This window comes from Nocardioides sp. 31GB23 (genome assembly GCF_040012395.1).
Taxonomy (GTDB): Bacteria; Actinomycetota; Actinomycetes; order Propionibacteriales; family Nocardioidaceae; genus Nocardioides; species Nocardioides salarius.
Map to the genome: position 1 here is coordinate 19,512 of NZ_JBDYKJ010000009.1, position 22,433 is coordinate 41,944.

Consider the following 22,433-nt stretch of genomic DNA (forward strand, 5'->3'; position numbering starts at 1 on the left):
CGCCTCACGTCGAGCCGGCGGTGACCAGGGCGTGGTCGGGGATCTCGCCGGCGTGCTCGCGGTCGACGGTGAGGTTCTCGCCGGTGGCGGGGTCGAAGAGGTGCATCTTGGTGGCGTCGACGAAGATCTCGGCCTTGTCGCCCTCCTTGATCCGGCTCGAGCCGTCGAGCGAGACGACCAGCTGGGTGCGCAGCCCCTCGCCCTCGAGGTCGGCCTCGAGCTCGCGCATCTTGGCCTCCACCTCCGGGGGTGCCTCGAAGGGGATGTAGGCGTAGGTCTCGTTGCCCAGCCACTCCACGAAGTCGATGTCGGCGGTGAAGGTGGAGTCGGAGCCGACCTTGTCGGCGATCTGGGCGTCCTCGAAGAACTCCGGGCGGATGCCGGCCATCAGCACGCCCTTGCCCTGGGCCCGCTCGGCCTTCTCCTCGGGGATCTGGACGGTGCCGAAGGGGAGCGTCACCGTGGTGCCCTCGACCTCGGCGGGCAGGAAGTTCATCGGCGGGGAGCCGATGAAGCCGGCGACGAAGAGGTTGCCGGGGTTCTCGTAGAGCTCGCGCGGCGTGGCCAGCTGCTGCAGGTAGCCGCGCTTGAGCACCGCCACCCGGTCGCCGAGGGTCATCGCCTCGGTCTGGTCGTGGGTGACGTAGACGGTGGTGATGCCCAGGCGCTTCTGCAGCCGGGCGATCTCGGTGCGCATCTGCCCGCGGAGCTTGGCGTCGAGGTTCGACAGCGGCTCGTCGAAGAGGAACGCGTCGGCCTCGCGGACGATCGCGCGCCCCATCGCGACCCGCTGGCGCTGGCCGCCGGAGAGGTTGCCGGGCTTGCGCTCGAGGTGCTCGTCGAGCTCGAGCGTCTTCGAGGCCTGGCGGACCTTGTCGTCGACCTCCTGGTCGGAGGCGCCGGCCAGCCGCAGCGGGAAGGCGATGTTCTCGTAGACCGACAGGTGCGGGTAGAGCGCGTAGTTCTGGAAGACCATCGCGAGGTTCCGCTCGCGCGGAGCCAGGTCGTTGACCTTGCGGTCCCCGATCAGCATGTCCCCGGAGGTGATGTCCTCGAGGCCCACGATCATCCGCAGCAGCGTCGACTTCCCGCAGCCCGAGGGGCCGACCAGGATGACGAACTCGCCGTCGGCGATGTCGATGGAGACGTCGTTGACGGCGGCGAAGCCGTCCCCGTACTTCTTGACGATGTTCTTGAGCGTGATGGCGGCCATCGGACCTGCCTTTCTGTGTCTGACTCAGCCCTTGACGGCGCCGGAGGTCAGACCGGCGACGATCTTGCGTTGGAAGACGAGCACGATGAGCACGATCGGGATCGTGGCCACCACGGCCGCGGCGGCCAGCAGGCCGGCGGGTCGCTGGAACGGGTCGGGACCCACGAAGAACGACAGCGCCGCGGGGATCGGGCGCGCGTTCTCGGTGGAGGTGAGGGTGATGCCGAAGACGAAGTCGTTCCAGGCGAAGAAGAAGGTCAGGATCGCGGCGGTGAAGACGCCGGGGGCGGCCAGCGGCACGATCACCTTGCGGAACGCCTGCCAGGAGGTCGCGCCGTCGACCTGGGCGGCCTGCTCCATCTCCCACGGGATCTCGCGGAAGAACGCCGAGAGGGTCCAGATCGCCAGCGGCAGCGTGAACGACATGTAGGGCAGGATCAGTCCCGGCCAGGTGTCGTAGAGACCGATCGTGCGCCACAGGTCGAAGAGCGGGCTGACCAGCGAGACGACCGGGAACATCGCGATCGCCAGCGCCGTGGTCAGCACCAGCTTCTTGCCCTTGAACTCCAGGCGCGCGATGGCGTACGCCGCCAGGGTCGCGATGATGACCGACAGCAGCGTCGCGATCAGGCTGATGCCGATGGAGTTGATGATGGCGCGACGGAACTGGTCGTCGGCCAGGACCGTCGAGTAGTTGTCCCAGCCGGTGAAGGAGTCCAGCGGCAGGAACCCGGGGTCGGTGCCGCCGGAGACGGCGGCCTGGCTCTTGAACGACAGCGAGACGATCCACACCACGGGCAGCAGGCACCACACCAGCACGGCTGCGACGCCGACCACCAGTCCGATCTTCCTCATCGCGATCACTCCCCTCGGGCCTGGGCGAGGTCGACCTTGAACATCTTGACGATGAGGAAGGCCACCAGCAGCACGGACAGGAACAGCAGGACCGCCAGCGCCGAGCCCATGCCGAGCTGGAACTGCTCGATGCTCTGGCGGTAGGTCAGGAACGAGATCGACTCGGTGCCCTGGGCGCCGGCGGTCATCACGAAGATGTTGTCGAAGATCCGGTAGGCGTCGAGGGCCCGGAAGAGCACCGCGACCATGATGGCGGCCTTCATGTTGGGCAGGACCACCTTCCACAGCCGTTGCCACCAGGTGGCGCCGTCGACCTTGGCGGCCTCGACCATGTCCTCGGAGACCTGCGCCAGGCCCGCGAGCAGCAGCAGCGACATGAACGGGGTGGTCTTCCAGATCTCCGAGACCATGATCGCGATCACCGCCGGCACCGGGTCGCCGAACCAGTTGAAGTTGTCCTCGATGAACGGCAGCCAGCCGTTGACGAAGCCGTTCTGGTAGGTGAAGGCGAACTGCCAGGCGAAGCCCGAGACGACGGTGATGATGCCGTAGGGGATCAGGATCGAGGTGCGGATCAGCCCGCGGACGAAGACCACCCGGTGCATGACCAGGGCGAAGACGAAGCCGATCACCAGCTCGATCGCGACGGTGACGACCATGTAGAGCACGGTCACGCCGATGTCGCGCCAGAACAGGGTGTCGCTCAGCGCGGTGACGTAGTTGGAGATCCCGATGAACTCGCGGTCCTCGGGGGCGGTGAGCGAGTAGTTGTAGAGCGAGAGGTAGAGCGCGCGCAGGATCGGGAACGCGGTGACGACGAGCATCACCACGATCGCCGGGGCCACCAGCCGCTGGCCCAGCCGGTTCTCGTGGCGGGCCCGGTCGCTGACCCGGGGCGGGGCGGACGTGGGGCCCTTGCCGGCGTCGGTGGCCGGCGTGGCGACGGTCGCGGAGGTCACAGCAGGGCCTTCCCTTCCAGCACGGCCTGCAGGAACTCCTGCGACCTCTCGGGGGTGGTCTCGGGGTCGACGTCGCTGGGGGCGTGCCACCTGGCCTGGATCGCGCTGGAGATGGTGGCGTAGAAGGCGCTCTTGGGGCGCGGGCCGCCCTCGTCGACGCTGGTGCGGAACAGCTCGAGCAGGTCGGGCGGGTAGGCCTCGGCCAGCTCGGGGGCGTCGTACGCCGACTGGGTCGCGGGCATCAGCCCGTCGGTGACGGCCAGCTCGACCTGGTTCTCCACCGAGGTGATGCAGGCCGCGGCCTGCCTCGCGAAGTCAGGGTGCTGGCTGAAGGCGCCGACCCCGATGTCGATGCCGCCCACCGGGGGAGCGGACTCCTGGTCCTCGACGCTGCGCGGGTAGCGCGTCCAGCCCAGGTCGTCGAACTGCTCCTGGGTGTAGTCGTTGGCGTCGCCCGGCTCGAAGTTCTTGTAGACGAAGGTCCAGTTCGTCATGAACGAGCCCGGCCCGTCGCCGTACATGTAGGCCAGCGCGGTGCCCTCGTTGGAGACCGACAGGTCGCCCTGGGCGGCGGAGGAGTCGGCGAGGGTCTCGATGATCCGTGCGGCCTGGCGGGCCGCGTCGGTGTCGAGCATGACCTCGGCGTCGACGCCGGCCTCGGGGTTCTCGATGATGGTGCCGCCGGCGCCCTCGATCATCGCGTTGATCCACACGACGTAGGCCTCGTACTTGTTGCCCTGCACGCCCACCGTGGCGCCCTCGACGGAGTCGGCGGCGTCGATGACCTGCTCCCAGGTGACCGGCTGGCTCATGTCGAGCCCCGCCTCCCGGGCCAGCGACTTGCGGTACCAGAGCACCTGGGTGTTGGCCCACAGCGGCGCGGCGAAGATCTCGTCCTCCCAGCGCACGGTCTCGGCGATGCCCTCGAGGGTGTCGTCGGTGACCGTGTCGTCGGGCAGCTCGAGCAGCCAGCCGGCGTTGGCGAACTCGGGCACGAAGACCGGGTCGAGGTTCATCAGGTCGGTCTGACCGTCCTCGGCCGCCAGCCGCCGCGCCAGCTGGACGCGCTGGTCGGTGGCGCTCGTGGGCAGCAGCCGGGTCTGGATGTCGTACTCGTCGGTGCTGCACTGCTCGGCGAAGGCCTCGAAGGTCGCCTGGCCGTCGGGGTTGAGGTACCAGGTCAGGGTCGGCTTGCCCTCGGAGCCGCAGGCGGCCAGCAGGCCGGTCGACAGGGCCAGGGCGGCGAGCGTCGCCAGGCCGCGACGGCGGCGTACGCCGGGCGCTCGGCGTCGCGGCGACGACGTGGGTGGGCTCTCCTGCGGCATGCGACCTCCCGTGGGCGGGTGTGGGCCCACCGGTCTAGTCGCTGGGTAAAGAGCGGCGCCACACCCCCTTGGGGCCAGGGGGGGAGGGGGGAGGGGGGCGCTCAGGCGCGGTCGGCGGTGCGCCGGATCGCGGCGGCCAGGCTCTCGTGCAGCGCCGTGGGCAGGTCGTGGCCCATGCCGTCGACCAGCAGCAGCTCGCTGCCGCGCAGCGCCCGCGCGGTGGCGCGACCGCCGGAGGGGTGCACCATCTTGTCGGCCAGGCCGTGCACCACCAGGGCGGGCAGGTCGAGCGCGGCCAGGCGCGGCCCGCGGTCGGGCTGGGTCAGGATGGCCACCATCTGGCGCAGGGTGCCGCCGGCGCTGACGCCGTGGTCGTAGGTGTCGGCGGCCCGCTGCCGGTTCTCCTCGGGGCTCAGCGGGTAGCCGGGGGAGCCGATCAGGCGCCACAGGCGGGCGCTCTGCTTGATGTAGGCCTCCTTGCCCTGGGCGCCGCTGCCGATCAGCATCGGCAGCAGGGCGGGGTGCTGCCAGCCCACGGTGCGCCGACCGGTCGTCGACATGATCGAGGTCAGCGAGCGGACCCGGGCGGGGTGCTCGACGGCCAGGGTCTGCACGATCATCCCGCCCATCGAGACCCCGGCCACGTGCGCCGACTCCAGGCCCAGGTGGTCGAGCAGGCCGACGACGTCGCCGGCCATGTCGCCCAGCGTGTACGGCGCCCGCGTGGGCAGGCCGGCGAAGGCGCGCAGCAGGGTGGCCCGGGTGACCCGGCCCGTCATCCGGCTCGAGCGCCCGGCGTCGCGGTTGTCGAAGCGCACGACGTAGAAGCCGCGCCGGGCCAGGCGGGTGCACAGGTCGTCGTCCCACCAGGTCAGCGGGGCGCCGAGGCCCATCACCAGGACCAGCGGGTCGGCGTCGGGCTCGCCGAAGGTCTGGTAGCACAGCTCCACCTGCGGCCCCACGGGGGCGCGCAGCTGCTCGGACACGGTCACCGGGGTGCGGGCAGACATGTGTCAAGTACACCGCACCGGGCAGACCGACCGGACCTCCGGTCACAATTGGGTGTCACACCTCACAGGGTGGCCTACGTCACGCTACCGTTGAACGATGAACGAGTCGCCGCTCGCCTCCTTCCTCCTCCCGGAGGGCTACCGCCGCCCGCCGGTGGTCGCCGTGCTCAACGAGGCCCGCGTGGCGGGCGAGGCCCGGCGCTGGGCCACGGCCGCCGTCGGCGGCCTGCGCGAGCGCCGCCGCACGCCGTACGTCGCGGGCCCGCAGCAGCGCGACCTCGACCCGGTGCTGCTGGTGCCGGGCTTCCTGGCCGGCGACCTGACGCTGCGGCTGATGGCCGGTGCCCTGCGGGGGCAGGGGATGCGCACCTACCGCTCGCACTTCCTGGCCAACGTCGGGTGCACGGTCGACGCCGCGGAGCTGATCGAGCAGCGGCTCGAGGTGATCGCGGCCAAGCGCGGCTCGCGGGTGCAGCTGGTCGGGCACAGCCTGGGCGGCATGCTGGCCCGCGGGATCGCGGTGCGCCGCCCCGACCTGGTCTCGGGCATCGTGACCATGGGCAGCCCGATGATGGCGCCGGCCGCCCACCACCGCGCGCTGACCGCGAGCCTGGGCGGGGTGATCGCGCTGAGCAGGCTGGGCGTGCCGCGCACCATGACCAGCGACTGCGTCGGCGGGCCCTGCGCGCGCCAGAGCTTCGAGGAGAGCCGCGCCCCGCTGCCCGAGGGCGTGGAGTTCACCGCGATCTACTCGCGCCGTGACGGCATCGTCGACTGGCGGGCCTGCATCGACCCCGAGGCCACCGCCCAGGTCGAGGTGCGCACCTCCCACGTCGGCATGGCCGTCGACCCCAGCGTCGTCGGCGCCGTCAGCGAGGCGCTGGTGCGCCACCGCGCCGCGCGCGAGGAGGCGCAGAGCTGGGTGGCGACCGCCTGACCCCCGGGTCTCAGCGGTCGAAGTCGACCGCGGAGTAGGCGCGCAGCTTGTGCAGCTGGTGCTCGGAGTGGATCTGGCGGATCGTGCCCGAGCGCGAGCGCATCACCAGCGAGTGCGTGGTGACCCCGCCGGCGCTGTAGCGCACGCCGCGCAGCAGCTCGCCGTCGGTGATGCCGGTGGCCACGAAGAAGCAGTCGTCGCCGGTGACCAGGTCGTCGGTGGTCAGCACCTGGCCCAGGTCGAGGCCCGCGTCGATGGCCTTGCGGGTCTCGTCGGCGCCCTGGGGCCAGAGCTTGCCCTGGATGGTGCCGCCCATGCACTTCATGGCGCAGGCGGTGATGATGCCCTCGGGGGTGCCGCCGATGCCCAGCAGCAGGTCGATGCCGGTCTCGGGGCGCGCGGCCATGATCGCGCCGGCCACGTCGCCGTCGCTGATGAACTTGATCATCGCGCCGGTGGCGCGGATCTGGGCCACGAGGTTCTCGTGGCGGGGCCGGTCGAGGAGCACGACGGTGACGTCCTCGGCGCGCTTGCCCTTGGCCTTGGCGACCGCGGCGATGTTGTCGGCCACGGGGGCCTCGATGTCGACGACGTCGGCGGCCTCGGGCCCGGTGACCAGCTTCTCCATGTAGAAGACCGCGGACGGGTCGTACATCGAGCCGCGCGGCGAGACCGCGAGCACCGAGACGGCGTTGGTCATGCCCTTGGCGGTCAGGGTGGTGCCGTCGATCGGGTCGACCGCGACGTCGCACTCGGGGCCGGTGCCGTCGCCGACCTGCTCGCCGTTGTAGAGCATCGGGGCGTTGTCCTTCTCGCCCTCGCCGATCACCACGGTGCCGTTCATCCCGATGGTCGAGATCAGCACCCGCATCGCGTTGACGGCCACGCCGTCGGCGCCGTTCTTGTCGCCGCGGCCCACCCAGCGCCCGGCTGCCATCGCGGCCGCCTCGGTCACCCGCACCAGCTCGAGCGCGAGGTTGCGGTCGGGGGTCGAGGAGGGGCTGTCGAGCGGCGAGATCGAGGTCATGGGCGCATGCTATCGGTCTGCACGGCCGTCGCCTTGACGCTCAACCACACCTCGGCGCCGGGCTCGAGCCCCAGCTCCACGGCGGAGGCCGGGGTGACGTCGGCGATCAGCTCGGGGCCCTCCTCGGTGCTGACCAGCAGGCGAACGGCGTCGCCGTGCGGTGCGACCGCCGCCACCCGGCCGGCCCAGCGGTGCCGCGCCGACGTCGCCGGCGCGTCGTGCCCGCTCGGGGCGCGGGGGGCCACGGCGACGGCGCTGGGGGCGAAGGAGCGCAGCTCGTCGCCCTCGCGGACCACGTTGAGCCCGACCAGCCGGGCCACGTGCTCGCTGCGGGGGCGGGCCGCGACCTCGCGGGGCGTGCCGGTCTGCACGACCCGGCCCTCGTCGAGGACCAGCACCTCGTCGGCCAGGGTGAGCGCGTCGAGGGCGTCGTGGGTGACCAGCAGCGCGATGCCGGCGTACGCCGCGAGGTGGCGGGCCAGCTCGATGCGCAGCCCGGTGGCGACCCCGACGTCGAGACCGGCGAAGGGCTCGTCGAGCAGCAGCAGGTCGGGCTCGCCGGCCAGGGCGCGGGCGATCGCGACCCGTTGGGCCTGGCCCCCGGAGAGCTGGGCGGGGCGCCGGTCGGCCAGCTCGCCGACGCCGAGCCGCTCGAGCCAGCCCAGGGCACGCCGGTCGGCCTCGCGGCGCGGCACGCCGCGGGCCCGCAGCCCGAAGGCGACGTCGTCGCGGGCGCGCAGGTGGGGGAGCAGCGAGCGGTCCTGGAAGACAACGCCGAGGCGGCGCTCGCGCACCGGGAGGTCGCTCCAGTCGCGACCGGCGACCTCGACGCGGCCGGTGGCGCGCACGGTGCCGGCCAGGGCTCCCAGCAGGGTCGACTTGCCGGCGCCGTTGGGACCGATGACGGCCACGACCCGGCCCGGCTCGGCGTGCAGGCTCGCGTGCAGCCGGCCCTCGACGGTGACGGCGGCGTGCAGGCCGGTCACCGGGGCCTCAGCCAGCGGTGCCGCAGGCCGGCGAGCACGCCGACCGAGACCACCAGCAGGATCATGCTCAGGGTGCGCGCGGCGGCGGGGTCGGCCTGCAGGGTCGTGTAGATCAGCGACGGCATCGTCTGGGTGGTGCCCGGGAAGTTGCCGGCGAAGGTGATCGTCGCGCCGAACTCGCCCAGGCTGCGCGCCCACGCCAGCACCGCGCCCGCGACCAGCCCCGGCAGCGCCAGCGGCAGGGTGACCCGCCGGAACGTGGTCCAGCGGGTGGCACCGAGGGTGGCGGCGACGACGTCGTAGCGCTCACCGGCGGTGCGCAGCGCACCCTCGACGCTGAGCACGTAGAACGGCATCGAGACGAAGACGTGGGCCACCACGACCGCGGTGGTGGTGAACGGCACGGTCAGGCCGGTGGTCTCGCGCAGCAGCGAGCCGACCAGGCCGTTGCGGCCCAGGGCGGTGACCAGCGCGACGCCGGCCACCACCGGCGGCAGCACCAGCGGCACCGCCACCGCGGCGCGCAGCAGGCCCCGGCCCCGGAACTCCACCCGCGCCAGCAGCCAGGCCAGCGGGGTGCCCAGCACCACGCAGACCAGCACCGTGAGCAGCGAGGTGAGCGCGGAGAGGCCGAGCGCCCGGCGTACGGGCTCGGAGCGCAGCTCGGACCAGAACGAGCCCCAGGGCGTGTCGAGCACCAGCGTCACCAGCGGCAGCACCAGCAGCACCGCGGCCAGCACCGCGGGGGCGATCAGCACCAGGGGCGGGCGGCCGAGGTGGTGGGCGGTCTCGCCGGCGCGCGGGGCCGGGGCGGTGAGCGTCACGGGGGGCCGAACCCGGCGTCGGTGAGCACGCGCTGCCCGGTCTCGCCGAGCACCAGGTCGGCGAAGTCCTGGGCGAGGCCCGGCCGGCTGCTCTGCGCGAGCAGTCCCAGCGCGTACGACGTCACCTGCTGCTCGGCGCCCGGCAGGTCGAGGGTCTCCACCGCGTCGCCGGCCGCGACCGCGTCGGTGGCGTAGACGACGCCGGCGTCGACCTCGTCGGCGACCACGCGGGCCAGCACCGCCTTGACGTCGACCTCGAGGCTGGCCGGCTCGGCCTCGACGTCCTGCTCGTCGGCGATGGCGGCCCAGGAGGCGCCGCAGGGGGCGGTCTCGACGCAGGTGACGAAGGTGGCGCCGGCGAGGTCGTCGACCGACTCGATGCCGGCCGGGTTGCCGGCCGGCACGACCAGCACCAGCGTGTTGGTCGCGAAGACCTCGGGGGCCGCGGCGAGCGCGTCGGCGGCCGACTCGATGGTGCGGGTGTCGGCGGTGGCCAGCAGGTCGGCGGGCGCCCCCTCCAGGGCCTGCTGGGCCAGGGTCGCGGACGAGTCGAAGGCCAGCGTGACCTCGACGCCGGGCCGCTCGGCCTCGAGCTCGCGGGCCAGCTCGGTGAAGGTCTCGGTGAGCGAGGCGGCGGCCAGCACGGTCAGGCGCTGCTCGGGCCCCGGTTCGCTCGTGTCGGCTGTGTCGTCCCGGTCGCTGCCGCCGGGGGTGCAGGCCGTGGCCGCGAGGGCGGCCAGCAGGGCGGTCGCGGCGGCGGTGCGGGCCCTCACGGCAGCTCCACGACGACGTTGGTGGACTTCACCGACGCCACGACCCGGGAGCCGGGGGCCAGGGCGAGGTCGTCGGCCGCCTCGGCCGACATCAGCGAGACCATCCGGTAGGGCCCGCAGACCATGTCGACCTGGGCCATCACGGTGTCCTTGCGGACCCGGGTGACGATGCCGACCAGCCGGTTGCGGGCACTGACCGCCGAGGCGCGTGCGGCGTCGGGGGCGTCGGCCAGCGACTCGGCCAGCGCCGCGAGGTCGGGGCCGGCGATCGTGGTGCGGCCCTCGCCGTGCTCGGCACGCACCCGGCCGGCCTCGACCCAGCGACGCACGGTGTCGTCGCTGACCCCGAGCAGGTCGGCTGCTTCCGCGATCCGGTAGGTGCTCACGCTGCGAGTATGCCGCACCTGCGGGTGTATCGGGTTCGTCCGACCGCATCTGCGGGCCCATCCTGGGTCGGCGGTGCCCCGGAGCGGCGCGGGCTGGGGTGGCACGGGACAATCAGGCCATGAGCGAGACGGGCCGTCCGGGCCGCTACACCCGATCGACCAGTGGGTTGATCGGCGCGATGCTGATCCTCTTCGTGGCGGTCATCGGCTTCGTGGTCTTCCGCGGTCTCTTCCGCACCGAGACCGAGTACATCCCACCCGACACCGACTACGTCGAGGTGGTCCGAGCCGTGCAGGGCGAGGGCGGCGAGCTCGTCTACCCCGAGCAGCTGCCCGAGGGCTGGGTCGTCAACAACCTCGACTACGAGCCCGGCCTCCCGCCGACGTTCTCGCTGGCGCTGCTCACCGACGACGAGGACTTCGCCGGCGTCATCGACACCGGCGCCGAGGTCGACGAGCTCGTCACGTCCTTCGTCGACCAAGCGGCGGTCGAGGGCGACCCGCTGGTCCTCGAGGCGGCGGAGGTGACCACCGAGTGGCGCACCTTCACCGACGACGGCGGCGACACGGCGTACGTCGCCGAGATCGACCTCGCCCCGGTCGCCGGCGACGAGGCGACCGCCGCCGACGCGATCGGCGAGGACGTGACGCGCACGGTGATGGTCTACGGCTCGGCCGACCCCGAGGTGCTCCAGGACCTCCTGGCCTCCCTCACCACCGCCCCCCTGCGCTGACCCGTCCCAAATCTCGCGCTGACCCGTCCTGAATGTCGCGCTGACCCGGCCCGGACCTGCGGCGGGGAGTGTGCGCGGGTCAGTCGTCGGCGTCGAGGACCTCGTCGAGGCGGGCGCGGGCGCCGTCGAGCCAGCGCTGGCAGGCGCCGGCGAGCTGCTCGCCGCGCTCCCAGAGCGCCAGCGACTCCTCGAGCGTGGTGCCGCCGGCCTCGAGGCGTCGTACGACGTCGACGAGCTCCTCGCGCGCCGCTTCGTACGACGGCGCCTCGGGGTCGGTCGTGCCGGCGGGGTCGGTGGTGGGCTCAGCCATCGGGCTCGTCCTCTGCGGTGGGGGAGGTGGAGGCGGGGTGCTCGAGCAGCGGCTCGAGCCGGGTGGTGGTGGCGTGCACGCGGCCGTCGGCGACCCGCACGCTGACCTCGGCGCCGGGGGCGACGCCTTCGACGGAGGTGACGACGTGGCCGTCGGGGCCCTGGAGCACGGCGTAGCCGCGGCGCAGCGTCGCCAGCGGCGACAGGGCCCGGGCCCGGGCGCGCTGGTGGTCGATCTCGTCGGCGGCCCGGTCGAGGCGGTGGGAGAGCGAGCGGCGGGCGCGCTCGCGCAGGGCCACCAGCTCCTCGGCGCGGCCGTCGACCAGCGAGCGGGGGTCGGCGAGGGCGGGGCGCGAGCGCAGCGCGTCGAGGCCGGCCTGCTCGCGGGCCACCTGCGCGGCGACGAGCGAGCGCAGCCGGTCGCGGGCCCCGGCGACGCCCTGGAGCTCCTCGGCGACGTCGGGCACGACCAGCTTGGCGGCGTCGGTGGGGGTGGAGGCGCGCACGTCGGCGACCAGGTCGAGCAGCGGGGCGTCCTGCTCGTGGCCGATCGCGGAGACCACCGGGGTGCTCATCCGGTGCACGGTGCGCACCAGCGCCTCGTCGGAGAACGGCAGCAGGTCCTCGACCGAGCCGCCGCCGCGGGCGACCACGACGACGTCGACGTCGCCGTGGCGGTCGAGGCGCTCGAGGGCGGCCATCACCTCGCCGGCGCAACGGGTGCCCTGCATGGTGGCGTGCACCACCTCGAACTCGACGGCCGGCCAGCGCCGGCGCGCGTTCTCGAGCACGTCGCGCTCGGCGGCGCTGTTGGGGGCGGTGACCAGCCCGACCCGGCCGGGCAGGAACGGCAGCCGCCGCTTGCGGGCCGGGTCGAAGAGCCCCTCGGCGGCCAGCAGCTGGCGGCGCCGCTCGAGCTGGGCGAGCAGCTCGCCGAGCCCGACCATGCGGATCTCGCGCACCTGCAGCGACATGCTGCCGCGGTTGGCGTAGTACGACGGCTTGGCGTGCACCACGACGCTGGCGCCCTCGACCAGCGGCGGGTTGAGGGAGTCGACGAGGGTGCGCGGCGCGGTCAGCGGCACCGACACGTCGGCGACGGTGTCGCGCAGGGTCATGAAGACCGTGGCCATGCCCGGGCGGCGGTTGACCTGGGCCAGCTGACCCTCCACCCAGACCGCGCCGAGCCGGTCGACCCAGCCCGCGATCGCCGTGGCGATCTGGCGCACCGGGGCGGGTGCGGCGGCGGAGGTCTCGAGGGCCATGGCCGCGAGGTTAGGCCATCACGCCGACACGCCTACGATGGAGCACATGAGCACCGACGCAGCGACCAGCACGGGCGTGAGCATGGGCATGCCTCCCGTCCTGAGCCCCGACGAGGCCGAGAAGGCCGTGCTGCTGGCGGCCCCACGCGGCTACTGCGCCGGCGTCGACCGTGCGGTCGTCACCGTCGAGCAGGCCCTGGACCTCTACGGCGCCCCCGTCTACGTGCGCAAGCAGATCGTGCACAACAAGCACGTGGTGGCCGACCTGGAGGCGCGCGGCGCGATCTTCGTCGAGGAGATCGCCGAGGTGCCGGCGGGCGCCACCGTCGTCTTCTCCGCCCACGGCGTGAGCCCCGAGGTGCACCGCCAGGCCGCCGAGCGCGAGCTGAAGACGATCGACGCGACCTGCCCGCTGGTCACCAAGGTCCACCACGAGGCCAAGCGCTTCGCCTCCGACGACTACGACATCCTGCTGATCGGCCACGAGGGGCACGAGGAGGTCGAGGGCACCGCCGGCGAGGCCCCCGAGCACATCCAGCTCGTGCAGAGCCCCGCCGACGTGGCGGGCATCGAGGTGCGTGACCCCAGCCGGGTCGCCTGGCTCTCGCAGACCACGCTGTCGGTCGACGAGACCCTCGAGACGGTCGCGGCCATCCGCGAGCGCTTCCCCGAGCTGCTCGACCCGCCGAGCGACGACATCTGCTACGCCACCCAGAACCGCCAGCTGGCGGTCAAGGAGATCGCCCAGGGCTGCGACCTGCTGATCGTGGTCGGCTCCGGCAACTCCTCCAACTCCGTGCGCCTGGTCGAGGTGGCGCTCGAGGCCGGCGCCAAGGCGTCGTACCGCGTCGACGACGCCAGCGAGATCGACGAGGCCTGGCTCGAGGGCGTGCGCACCGTCAGCGTCACCTCGGGCGCGAGCGTGCCCGAGGCGCTGGTCGAGGGCGTGCTGGCCTACCTGGCCGAGCGCGGCTACCCCGACGCCAAGGCGGTGCACAGCGCCGAGGAGTCGCTGATCTTCTCGCTGCCCAAGGAGCTGCGCCGCGACATGAAGGCCGCCCAGGCCGCGGCCCGCGGCTGAGGCGGGCGCAGCAGATGGCCAGGTACGTCGACCTGCACCCCGTCGACCCGCAGCCGCGACTCGTCTCGCAGGTCGTCGAGGCGCTGCGCGACGACGCGCTGATCGCCTACCCGACCGACTCGGGCTACGCGCTCGGCTGCCGGATCGGCAACCGCGACGGCCGCGACCGCATCCTCAAGATCCGCGGTCTCGACGACAAGCACCACTTCACGCTGGTCTGCCGCGACTTCTCGCAGCTCGGCCAGCTGGTGCACGTCGACAACTCGGCGTTCCGCGCGATCCGCTCGGCGACGCCGGGGCCCTACACCTTCATCCTGCCCGGCACCCCCGAGGTGCCGCGGCGGCTACTGCACCCCAAGAAGAAGACCGTGGGGGTGCGGATCCCCGACCACGTGGTGGTCACGGCGCTGCTCGAGGAGCTCGGCGAGCCACTGCTGTCGAGCTCGCTGATCCTGCCCGGCGAGAGCGAGGTCCGCACGATGGGCTGGGACATCAAGGAGGAGCTCGAGCACCAGGTCGACATCGTGATCGAGGCCGGCGAGACGACCTCGGAGCCTACGACGGTCGTGGACTGGTCGGGCCCGGAGCCCGAGGTGCTGCGCCACGGCTCGGGCGACGCGTCGCGCTTCGAGTAGGCCAGGCGATGGCCGCGCCGCGCCCGTGGGCGCGGGCGAACCGGTCGCGCACCACCAGCACCGCCAGCGCCAGCGCGTAGCCCAGCACCAGCGCCAGTGCGTGGTCGGCCAACCCGGAGAAGACCGCCTGCACCGCGCCGTCCTGCTCGCGGGCGATCGCCCCGGGGGTGACCGCGCCGAGCAGCACCAGGGCGGCCAGCATCAGCGGCGGCGGCAGCACGCCGACGGTGAAGAAGTCGCGCGGTCGCACCAGCAGCGCGCAGCCGACGCAGACCAGCACGAAGGCCACGCCGAAGACCCAGCCGAGGCCGGGGGAGACGAGCAGGTCGAGGGCCACCGCGGTCAGGGTGAGCGCGAGCCCGAGCGCCACCACCTGACGACCGGGCGTGGTGCCCTCCTCCCACAGCGTGGGCGCGCGACCAGGGCTGCTCATCGCTGTCGCACCTCCGCTCGGGTGTGGGCGGCCCGGGGGCCTACAGCGCCACGCTAGGGCGCTCGTCGGGATCGTCGTGCGCGCCGCGCCGGTCGACCGCGCGCAGCTCGACGGTGCGCGGGGAGCCGAGCTCCTCGTCGGTGACCGCCAGGTCCGTGAAGCGGCGCGCCGAGACCAGCACCCGCGACTCCAGCGAGGCGACCGCGCTGTTGTAGTGCCCGACCGCGGCGTTGAGGGAGCGCCCGACGGCATCGACGTGGCTGCCGAGGGTGCCCAGGCGTCCGTGCAGGTCGCGGCCCAGCCGGTGGATCTCGCGGGTCTGCTCGGCCAGCGCCTCGTGCTGCCAGCCCTGGGCCACGGTGCGCAGCAGCGCGATCAGGGTGGTCGGCGAGGCCAGCACCACCTGGCGGGTCGCGGCGTGCTCGATCAGGCCCGGGTCGGCCTCGAGAGCGGCGGCCAGGAACGACTCGGCCGGCACGAAGAGCACCACGAACTCGGGGGTCTGCTCCAGCGAGCGCCAGTAGGACTTGGCGCCGAGCTGCTCGACGTGGGTGCGCACCTGCCGGGCGTGGCGGGCCAGGTGGGCGCGCTGGGTCTCCTCGTCGTCGGCGGCGGTGGCGTCGAGGTAGGCGTCGAGCGGCACCTTGGAGTCGACGACCACCTGGCGCTCGCCGACCAGCTGCACGACCAGGTCGGGGCGCAGCGCGCCGTCGTCGAGGCGCACCTGCTCGCGGAAGTCGCAGCGGTCGACCAGGCCGGCCAGCTCGACGGCGCGGCGCAGGTGCAGCTCGCCCCACTGCCCGCGCACCTGCGGCTTGCGCAGCGCGGTGCTCAGGGCCCGGGTCTCCCGGCCGAGCAGGTCGGTGGTGTGGCGCATGTCGGCGACCTGCTGGTGCAGCTGGCCCTGCCACGAGACGCGGCTGTGCTCGAGGTCGCGCAGCTGGTCCTGCAGGCGCTCCAGCCCCTCGCGCACCACCGCCTGGTCGGCGGCGCGCTGGTCGAGCGCGGCGCCCACGCGGTCGTCGTACGGCTTCTCGGCCGCGGCCTCGGCGTGCCGCAGCCGCGCCCAGAGCAGCCCGAGCACGGCGCCGACGGCCAGGCCGAGCAGGAGGGTGGTGGTCAGGGAGGCGACCGTCGAGACGTCCATGGGCCCAGCATGGACCCGGGCGCCGACAGTCCTCAGTCGGTCAGGTCGACGACCACCGGCGCGTGGTCGGAGGCGCCCTTGCCGGCGCGCTCGTCGCGGTCGACGAAGGCACCGGTGGTGCGCGCGGCCAGGGCGGGCGAGCCGAGCACGAAGTCGATGCGCATGCCGCGGTTGCGCTCGAAGCGCTGGCGGTAGTAGTCCCAGTAGGTGTAGCTGTCGGGCTCGGGGGTGTAGGGGCGGGCCAGGTCGGCGTACCCGTCGTCGAGGAAGCCCTGGAAGGCCGCCCGCTCGGGCGGGGTCACGTGGGTGCTGGTCCTGAACTGGGCGATGTCGAAGACGTCCTCGTCGCGCGGCGCGATGTTCCAGTCGCCGACCAGCGCGGTGGGGGTCGCGGCCCAGTCGCGGGCGGCCGCGCGCAGGCGGGCCAGCCAGTCGAGCTTGTAGGCGTAGTGCGGGTCGTCGACCTTGCGGCCGTTGGGCACGTAGAGGCTCCACACCCGCACCCCGCCGCAGGTGGCGCCGATCGCGCGCGCCTCGGCGGCGACCGGGTCTCCCCACCCGGGCATGTCGGGGAAGCCGACCTCGATGTCGGCGAGGCCCACGCGGCTGATGACCGCCACGCCGTTCCACTGGTCCACCCCGGCGGCGGCGACCTCGTAGCCGGCCGACTGCAGGCCCATCAGGGGCAGCTGGTCGAGCCGGGCCTTGGTCTCCTGCAGGGCCAGGACGTCGACGTCGTGGCGGGCCAGGAAGGCCTCGACACGGTCGATGCGGGAGCGGAGGGAGTTGACGTTCCAGGTGGCCAGGCGCACGCTGACAACGTACGCCGCAGCGGTGCCGACAGCGTCGCCGGGCCCGGTTATGGTTCCTGATGGAACCACCGGTCCATAAGGAATCATCATGACGCTCCCGCCCAGTCCCTACACCCCCGGCGCCGCCCCCAGCGTCCTCGCCGGACGACGCGAGCAGGTCGAGTCGGCCGAGGCCGACCTGGCCGTGGTGGCCACCTACGCCCGCTTCCAGGGGCGGATCCGCGTCGACATCGGCTCCCGCGGGGTCGGCAAGACCTCCCTGCTCAAGACCGTGCGCGAGTCGGCGGCGGGCGTGGGCATGGTGACGGCCTGGGTGACGGCGCGCACCGACGAGTCGCTGGTGACCTCGCTGGTGCACGCCCTGGCCACCGAGCTCGACCGGATCGGCGTCGACGTCGCGCGGCGCACCCCGTGGCGCGAGCGGCTCGAGCGGCTCAGCGTCGAGCTGGGGGTGGGGCCCGCCAAGGCCGGCGTCGAGGTCGACGTCAGCCCCGGCGGCGCGCCCGGGCCGGGCCAGCGCGCCACCTCGGCGGCCTTCGGCGAGCTGGTCACGACCGCGGCGCTCGAGGCGCGCCGCCGGGGCTCGGCCGGGCTGTGCCTGCTCGTCGACGAGATCCAGGCGGCCCCGCGCGCCGACCTGCGCACCCTGGCCTACGCCTGGCAGGAGCTGCAGAACGCCGTGCCCGAGCCGCCGGCGGTGCTCTTCGCCGCCGGCCTGCCCAACGCCCCCGACGTGCTCACCGCCGCGGTGACCTTCAGCGAGCGCTTCGGCTTCCGCACCCTCGAGCGGCTCCACGACGCCGACGCGGCCGAGGCGCTCGTGGTGCCGGCCGCGCAGCACGACGTCGGGTGGGCCCCCGACCTCCTCGAGGCGGTCGTCACCCTCGCGCAGGGCTACCCCTACTTCCTGCAGCTCTACGGCGACGCGCTGTGGCGCCGGGCCCGGCCCCGGGCCGGTGCCCGCCTGGGCCTCGAGCACCTCGAGGGCGCCCACGCCGACGTCGAGCGCGAGCTCGAGACGATGTTCCGCGCGCGCTGGGCCAAGGCCGCGCCGGGGGAGCGCCGGCTCCTCGCGGCGATGGCGGCGCTGGGCGACGACGCCGTACGCCGCGGCGACGTGGCGCAGCGGATGGGCGTGGGCACCAACGAGATCAGCGTCGCGCGCCGCAGCCTGCTCGACAAGGGGCTCGTCGAGGTGGCCGCGCGCGGGATGCTGCGCTTCACCGTGCCCGGCTTCGCGGCCTTCGTGCGGGGCGAGTCGGGCGAGGAGGCCTGAGCGGCCACCCGCCTAGACGAAGGCGCTCTCGCCGGTGATGGCGCGGCCCACGATCAGGGTGTTGATCTCGCGGGTGCCCTCGTAGGAGTAGATGGCCTCGGCGTCGGCGACGAAGCGGCCGACGTGGTGCTCGAGCAGGATGCCGTTGCCGCCCAGCACCTCGCGGGCCCAGCCGACGGTCTCGCGCATCCGCACGGTGCTGTGCACCTTGCACAGCGAGGCGTGCTCGTCGCGCAGCAGCCCGGCGTCCTGCAGCTGCGAGGCGCGCACGTTCATGGCGGTGCCGGCGGTGACGTTGGAGAGCATCTTGACCAGCAGGTCCTGGACCAGCTGGAAGGAGGCGATCGAGCGGCCGAACTGCTCGCGGGCCTTGGTGTAGCGCACCGCGTGCTCGTAGGCGCCGCGTGCGCAGCCGACGGCCTGCCAGGCCACCCCCATCCGGGTCGCCCGCAGCACCTCGGAGGTGCTGGCGAAGCTGTCGGCGCCCTGCAGCCGGTTGGTCTCGGGCACGTGCACGTCGCGCAGGTGGATCTCGGCGTTCTGCACCACCCGCAGCGCGATCTTGTCCTGCTGGACGTCGAACTCCATGCCCTCGGTGCCCTTCTCGACCACGAAGCCCTTCACCTCGCCGTCGTCCTCGTCGCGGGCCCACACCACGACCAGGTCGGCGAAGGAGGCGTTGCCGATCCACTTCTTCTCGCCGTTGAGCACCCAGCCGTCGCCGTCGCGGCGGGCCGTGGTGGCCAGGCCCATCGAGATCGCCGACCCGACGTCGGGCTCGGTGAGCGCGAAGGCGCCGATCAGCTCCATCCGCGCCATCGCCGGCAGCCACCGCTCGCGCTGCTCCTCCGAGCCGCACAGCTGGATGGAGCCCATCGCCAGCCCGCCGTGCACGCCCATGAAGGTGCCGATCGAGGGGTCGGTGCGGCTGAGCTCCATCGCGACCATGCCGTCGACCAGCGCGCCGCGGCCCGGGCAGCCGGGGCCGTCGTAGGCCAGCCCGGCGATGCCGAGCTCGGCGATCTGGGGCACCAGCTGGTGCGGGAACTCGCCGCGGGTCCAGTGCTCGTTGATGACCGGCTCGACCTCGCGGGTCATGAAGGCGCGCACCCGGCTGAGCAGCTCGCGGTCCTGCTCCTCGAGCAGCAGCTCGAAGCCGAGGAAGTCGGAGAAGGGGGAGTCGTCGAGGTCGGCGACCTCGGGCTCGTGGCTCATCGACAGGGCCTTTCGACAGGGTGCGGATCAGGGGGTGCGGGTCACAGCTCGTGGTCGGGCGCGAGCAGGAACTCCTCGACGACCGGCACCAGGCTCTCGGCCTCGGTGACGATGTCGAGGTGGCCGCCCTCGTAGAGGTGCAGCCGGGCGCGGGGGATCAGCCGGGCCTGCAGCCGCGGGTTGGCGGCCGGGATGATCGGGTCGTCGTCACCGCCCATCACCAGCGTCGGCTGGCGCAGCAGGCGCAGGAACGGCAGGCTCGACCAGCCCGCCATCGCGCCGAGCTGGTAGTAGTAGCCGCGCCGCGGGCCCGAGCGGGTCACCGAGTGCAGCAGCCGCGCGCCCTTCTCGGGGTCGGTGCGCATCGTGCCCCCGTAGATCTCCGCGGCGATGCTGGCGGCGTACGCCGGGTCGCGGTGGCGCCGCGGCGTCGACATCTTCAGCAGCACCGAGGGGTGCGCCGGCACCATCAGCACGCCGGTGCCGGTCGCGACCAGCACCACGCGGCGTACGCGCCGCCACGACTGCACCGCAAGCTGCTGGGCCAGCCCGCCGCCCCACGACAGCCCGAGCACGTCGAAGCGCTGGTGGCCCAGGTCGGCCATCAGCCGGGCGACCCACGAGGCGAGCGCCGCGATCGGGTACGGCGTCGGCGGCGGTGCGCTGCCGCCCACGCCGGGCACGTCGAAGCGCACCACGCCGCGGCGCGGGTCGAGCGCGTCGACCAGGGGCTGCAGCACCTCGAAGGAGACACCGATGCCGTTGCACAGCAGCAGCGGCGGCTCGTTGACGAACGGCCCGACGCCGGGGCGCACCGAGATCCTGGCGGTGATGCCGCGGACCGAGATGGTGCGCACCCTGTCGGGTGCGGACTCGGGTGCGGACTCGGGGGTGCTCACGGGCGGCTCAGCGGTCGTGGACATAGGTGCCCGGCGCCTCGCAGACCGGCTCGTAGGCGGCCGAGCCCGTGCGCCGGGGCCGGTTGCGCTCCGGCCCGGTGCGCGCGGCCAGCCACTCGACGTAGTCCTCCCACCAGCTGCCCCGGACCTTGGTGGCCCCGGCGAGCCACTCGGCGGGGTCGGCCGGGTTGGTCTCGGCGGTCTGGAAGCTGGCCTTCTCGTTGCCGGGCGGGTTGACCATCGCGGCGATGTGGCCGCTGGTGGAGAGCACGAAGCGCGACTGCCCGCCCATCATCTGGGTGGTGCGGTAGCAGGACTCCCACTGGCACAGGTGGTCGGCGATGCCGGCCACGACGTAGGAGTCGACGTCGACGGTGCCCAGGTCGACGGGCGAGCCGAGCATCGTGGACTCGCCGGGCTGGGTGAGCGCGTTGCGCACCGCCAGGTCCATGAAGTCGCGGTGCATCGCCGCGGTCATCCGCACCGGGTCGGCGTTCCAGTAGAGGATGTCGAAGGCCTTGGGGGCGTGGCCCATCAGGTAGTTGTTGACCCAGTAGTTCCAGATCAGGTCGTTGGGCCGCAGCCAGGCGAAGATCTCGGCCAGTGCCCGCCCGTCGAGGTAGCCCTTCTCGCGCGAGGCCCGCGTCGAGGCGGCCGCGCCCTTGTGGGAGAGCAGCGCGCTGGGCAGCCCGGCCTGGTGCTGGTCGAGCACGGTGACGGCCAGGCTGAAGGCGGCGACCCGGTCGAGGTCGCCGGTGGCGGCCAGGTGGGCCATCACCATCGAGGCGATCATCCCGCCCGAGCAGATGCCCAGCAGCGCGACCTGCTCCTGGCGGGCGATGTCCTGGGCGGTGCTCATCGCCTCGATGATCGCCTGGCCGTAGGTGTCGAGGCCCCAGTCGGCGTGCCGGGCGTCGGGGTTGCGCCAGGAGATGCAGTAGACCTGCTGGCCGGCCTGCACCAGGTGCTCGACGAGGCTGCGCTGCTCGGCCAGGTCGATGACGTAGTACTTGTTGATCGTCGGCGGCACGATCAGCAGCGGCACGCTGCGGACCTTGGTGGTCTGCGGGGTGTACTGGATGAGCTCGAAGACCTCGGTGCGCAGGACCACCGAGCCGGGGGTGACCGCGATGTCCTCGCCGACCGCGAAGGCGTCGGGCTCGACCATCGAGGGCACCCGGGGCGCGGTCGCGTAGTCCTTGACGAAGCGGCGCCCGCCGGCCAGCAGGTTGCCGCCGCCGGTGTCGATGGTGCGCTTGAGGACCTTGGGGTTCAGTGCGGGGCTGTTGGTGGGGGAGAGGGCCTCGACGAGGTTGTCGACGATGAAGCCCATCCGCTGCTCGTCGCCGTAGCCGAGGCCCGCGTCGGCGACCAGCCCACGCAGCGCCTGCCCGGTCGCCAGGTAGCTCTGCAGCGTGCGCTTGAGGAAGGGGTTCTTGGCCCACGCCTCGTCCGCGAAGCGGCGGTCCTTGGGGTGCGGGGCCACCTCGGAGCGCCCGACCTGGACGCGGGCCAGCTCGGCGCCCAGGCCGGCGGCGCGGCCGACGACGGCCCCAGGTCGCCGCGCGAGACCGGCGGCGAGGCGCACCCCCGACATGCCGGGCAGGAAGCGGCGCAGCGGGCCGCGTCCGGCCTCCGAGAGCAGCAGGTCGAGCGGCGTGCTGAGCTCGGAGCCGCCCGGCTCGTCGCGGGCCCCTGCGTCGCTGATGCGTTCGTCGGCCCGGCGTGCGGGCTCGGAGCGGGTCGCTGTCATGGGCTTCCTCCCGAGGTGGTTCCGGCTCCCCGCTCCGGGCCGGTGCGGGGGCAGGTGTCGAGTGTGACCCACACCACCACATGACCGGCACCACCCCCGGCGTACGCCGCCGCCCGCGCAGGCAGACTGGGCGCCGTGACCGAGCAGACCACCGCGCACCCCGTCCTCGAGGACTTCCCCGCCCGCAGCCACGACAAGCTGCGCTACGGCGACACCGACCGCCAGGGTCACGTCAACAACGCGGTCTTCTCGACGCTGCTCGAGACCGGGCGCGTCGAGCTCCTGCACCCGGCCGGCGGGGCCTCGATGAACGACGAGGGCGCCTCGTGGGTGATCGTGCGCATCGAGCTGGACCTGGTCGGCGAGATCACCTGGCCGGGCACCATCGACATCGGCACCCGTGTCGAGAAGGTGGGCCGCTCCTCGGTGACCATGCAGCAGGGGCTCTTCCAGGCCGGGCGGCCGGTCGCGCGCGCCACCACCGTCATCGTGCAGATGGACGACGAGACCCGTGGGTCGCGGGCGCTGGGCGAGGAGCTGGCCGAGCGGTTCCGGGCGCTGCAGGGGTGACCTCCGGGC

The 22,433-nt window shown here is 73.2% G+C and carries 24 protein-coding genes; 6 read left to right on the top strand and 18 right to left on the bottom strand.

Features of this window, described 5'->3' with window-relative positions:
* Positions 1–4: 4 nt before the first annotated feature.
* The 5 genes from ugpC to ABKW28_RS04255 form a co-directional block, all read right to left on the bottom strand.
* Positions 5–1,213 carry a sn-glycerol-3-phosphate ABC transporter ATP-binding protein UgpC gene (gene ugpC, locus ABKW28_RS04235; RefSeq protein ID WP_348606580.1) on the bottom strand — a complete coding sequence of 403 codons (1,209 nt, stop codon included), beginning with the start codon at positions 1,211–1,213 and terminating at the stop codon, positions 5–7.
* Between the two features lie 24 nt (positions 1,214–1,237).
* On the bottom strand, positions 1,238–2,068 hold the full coding sequence (locus ABKW28_RS04240; RefSeq protein WP_193669014.1) for a carbohydrate ABC transporter permease: 831 nt from the start codon (positions 2,066–2,068) through the stop codon (positions 1,238–1,240).
* A gap of 5 nt (positions 2,069–2,073) precedes the next feature.
* Positions 2,074–3,027: a sugar ABC transporter permease gene (locus tag ABKW28_RS04245; protein WP_348606585.1), complete on the bottom strand. Its 954-nt coding sequence runs from the start codon at positions 3,025–3,027 to the stop codon at positions 2,074–2,076.
* Positions 3,024–4,352 (bottom strand): extracellular solute-binding protein, encoded by a 1,329-nt coding sequence (locus ABKW28_RS04250; protein WP_193669015.1) that lies wholly within the window; start codon positions 4,350–4,352, stop codon positions 3,024–3,026. The genes ABKW28_RS04245 and ABKW28_RS04250 overlap by 4 nt, the downstream gene beginning before the upstream one ends.
* 101 nt (positions 4,353–4,453) lie before the next feature.
* On the bottom strand, positions 4,454–5,362 hold the full coding sequence (locus tag ABKW28_RS04255; protein ID WP_348606587.1) for an alpha/beta hydrolase: 909 nt from the start codon (positions 5,360–5,362) through the stop codon (positions 4,454–4,456).
* Between the two features lie 97 nt (positions 5,363–5,459).
* Here ABKW28_RS04255 and ABKW28_RS04260 point away from each other — a divergent pair, with 97 nt between their 5' ends.
* The gene (locus tag ABKW28_RS04260; RefSeq protein ID WP_193669017.1) at positions 5,460–6,299 is read left to right on the top strand and encodes an alpha/beta fold hydrolase; all 840 of its coding nucleotides are present in this window, start codon (positions 5,460–5,462) and stop codon (positions 6,297–6,299) included.
* A 10-nt stretch (positions 6,300–6,309) separates the two neighbouring features.
* On the opposite strand, the gene glpX is transcribed toward ABKW28_RS04260, so the two are convergent.
* From glpX to ABKW28_RS04285, 5 genes are read right to left on the bottom strand one after another with little or no spacing between them, the layout of a single operon-like run.
* On the bottom strand, positions 6,310–7,326 hold the full coding sequence (gene glpX / locus ABKW28_RS04265) for a class II fructose-bisphosphatase (protein WP_193669018.1): 1,017 nt from the start codon (positions 7,324–7,326) through the stop codon (positions 6,310–6,312).
* Complete coding sequence (locus ABKW28_RS04270) at positions 7,323–8,312, bottom strand: ABC transporter ATP-binding protein (RefSeq protein WP_348606589.1); 990 nt, start codon at positions 8,310–8,312, stop codon at positions 7,323–7,325. The genes glpX and ABKW28_RS04270 overlap by 4 nt, the downstream gene beginning before the upstream one ends.
* Positions 8,309–9,136 carry an ABC transporter permease gene (locus ABKW28_RS04275; protein ID WP_348606591.1) on the bottom strand — a complete coding sequence of 276 codons (828 nt, stop codon included), beginning with the start codon at positions 9,134–9,136 and terminating at the stop codon, positions 8,309–8,311. The genes ABKW28_RS04270 and ABKW28_RS04275 overlap by 4 nt, the downstream gene beginning before the upstream one ends.
* The gene (gene modA / locus ABKW28_RS04280) at positions 9,133–9,909 is read right to left on the bottom strand and encodes a molybdate ABC transporter substrate-binding protein (RefSeq protein ID WP_348606593.1); all 777 of its coding nucleotides are present in this window, start codon (positions 9,907–9,909) and stop codon (positions 9,133–9,135) included. The genes ABKW28_RS04275 and modA overlap by 4 nt, the downstream gene beginning before the upstream one ends.
* Complete coding sequence (locus tag ABKW28_RS04285; RefSeq protein ID WP_193669022.1) at positions 9,906–10,295, bottom strand: TOBE domain-containing protein; 390 nt, start codon at positions 10,293–10,295, stop codon at positions 9,906–9,908. Before ABKW28_RS04285 ends, modA begins: the two co-directional genes overlap by 4 nt.
* 119 nt (positions 10,296–10,414) lie before the next feature.
* Here ABKW28_RS04285 and ABKW28_RS04290 point away from each other — a divergent pair, with 119 nt between their 5' ends.
* A complete protein-coding gene (locus tag ABKW28_RS04290) occupies positions 10,415–11,029 on the top strand; it encodes a DUF4245 family protein (RefSeq protein ID WP_348606595.1) in 615 nt (204 codons plus the stop codon).
* A gap of 79 nt (positions 11,030–11,108) precedes the next feature.
* On the opposite strand, the gene ABKW28_RS04295 is transcribed toward ABKW28_RS04290, so the two are convergent.
* Together ABKW28_RS04295 and xseA are read right to left on the bottom strand one after the other, a co-directional pair.
* Positions 11,109–11,339 carry an exodeoxyribonuclease VII small subunit gene (locus tag ABKW28_RS04295; protein WP_193669024.1) on the bottom strand — a complete coding sequence of 77 codons (231 nt, stop codon included), beginning with the start codon at positions 11,337–11,339 and terminating at the stop codon, positions 11,109–11,111.
* The gene (gene xseA, locus ABKW28_RS04300; protein ID WP_348606597.1) at positions 11,332–12,603 is read right to left on the bottom strand and encodes an exodeoxyribonuclease VII large subunit; all 1,272 of its coding nucleotides are present in this window, start codon (positions 12,601–12,603) and stop codon (positions 11,332–11,334) included. The genes ABKW28_RS04295 and xseA overlap by 8 nt, the downstream gene beginning before the upstream one ends.
* A gap of 82 nt (positions 12,604–12,685) precedes the next feature.
* On the opposite strand from xseA, the gene ABKW28_RS04305 reads away from it, so the two are divergent.
* On the top strand, positions 12,686–13,684 hold the full coding sequence (locus ABKW28_RS04305) for a 4-hydroxy-3-methylbut-2-enyl diphosphate reductase (protein WP_348606691.1): 999 nt from the start codon (positions 12,686–12,688) through the stop codon (positions 13,682–13,684).
* A 14-nt stretch (positions 13,685–13,698) separates the two neighbouring features.
* Complete coding sequence (locus ABKW28_RS04310) at positions 13,699–14,319, top strand: L-threonylcarbamoyladenylate synthase (protein ID WP_193669026.1); 621 nt, start codon at positions 13,699–13,701, stop codon at positions 14,317–14,319.
* Here the strand turns inward: ABKW28_RS04310 and ABKW28_RS04315 are convergent.
* The 3 genes from ABKW28_RS04315 to ABKW28_RS04325 are packed head-to-tail and all read right to left on the bottom strand — an operon-like array spanning position 14,240 to position 16,711.
* A complete protein-coding gene (locus ABKW28_RS04315) occupies positions 14,240–14,752 on the bottom strand; it encodes a DUF6542 domain-containing protein (RefSeq protein ID WP_193669027.1) in 513 nt (170 codons plus the stop codon). The two genes, ABKW28_RS04310 and ABKW28_RS04315, sit on opposite strands and share 80 nt — an antisense overlap.
* A gap of 40 nt (positions 14,753–14,792) precedes the next feature.
* Positions 14,793–15,899, bottom strand: coding sequence for a DNA recombination protein RmuC (locus tag ABKW28_RS04320; protein WP_348606599.1), 1,107 nt, complete (start codon positions 15,897–15,899; stop codon positions 14,793–14,795).
* Positions 15,900–15,931: 32 nt separating this feature from the next.
* Positions 15,932–16,711: an exodeoxyribonuclease III gene (locus tag ABKW28_RS04325; protein ID WP_348606600.1), complete on the bottom strand. Its 780-nt coding sequence runs from the start codon at positions 16,709–16,711 to the stop codon at positions 15,932–15,934.
* An 88-nt stretch (positions 16,712–16,799) separates the two neighbouring features.
* Between ABKW28_RS04325 and ABKW28_RS04330 the strand changes: the two genes are divergently transcribed.
* Positions 16,800–17,987, top strand: a complete 1,188-nt coding sequence (locus ABKW28_RS04330) for an AAA family ATPase (protein ID WP_348606602.1) — start codon at positions 16,800–16,802, stop codon at positions 17,985–17,987.
* Positions 17,988–17,999: 12 nt separating this feature from the next.
* Here the strand turns inward: ABKW28_RS04330 and ABKW28_RS04335 are convergent, their stop codons facing one another.
* From ABKW28_RS04335 to ABKW28_RS04345, 3 genes are read right to left on the bottom strand one after another with little or no spacing between them, the layout of a single operon-like run.
* Positions 18,000–19,202, bottom strand: coding sequence for an acyl-CoA dehydrogenase family protein (locus tag ABKW28_RS04335; protein WP_348606604.1), 1,203 nt, complete (start codon positions 19,200–19,202; stop codon positions 18,000–18,002).
* 41 nt (positions 19,203–19,243) lie between these two features.
* Positions 19,244–20,101: a poly(3-hydroxyalkanoate) depolymerase gene (gene phaZ / locus ABKW28_RS04340; protein ID WP_348606606.1), complete on the bottom strand. Its 858-nt coding sequence runs from the start codon at positions 20,099–20,101 to the stop codon at positions 19,244–19,246.
* 7 nt (positions 20,102–20,108) lie between these two features.
* The gene (locus ABKW28_RS04345; protein ID WP_348606608.1) at positions 20,109–21,854 is read right to left on the bottom strand and encodes an alpha/beta fold hydrolase; all 1,746 of its coding nucleotides are present in this window, start codon (positions 21,852–21,854) and stop codon (positions 20,109–20,111) included.
* 135 nt (positions 21,855–21,989) lie between these two features.
* On the opposite strand from ABKW28_RS04345, the gene ABKW28_RS04350 reads away from it, so the two are divergent.
* Positions 21,990–22,424 (top strand): thioesterase family protein, encoded by a 435-nt coding sequence (locus tag ABKW28_RS04350; RefSeq protein WP_193669034.1) that lies wholly within the window; start codon positions 21,990–21,992, stop codon positions 22,422–22,424.
* Positions 22,425–22,433 lie beyond the last annotated feature (9 nt).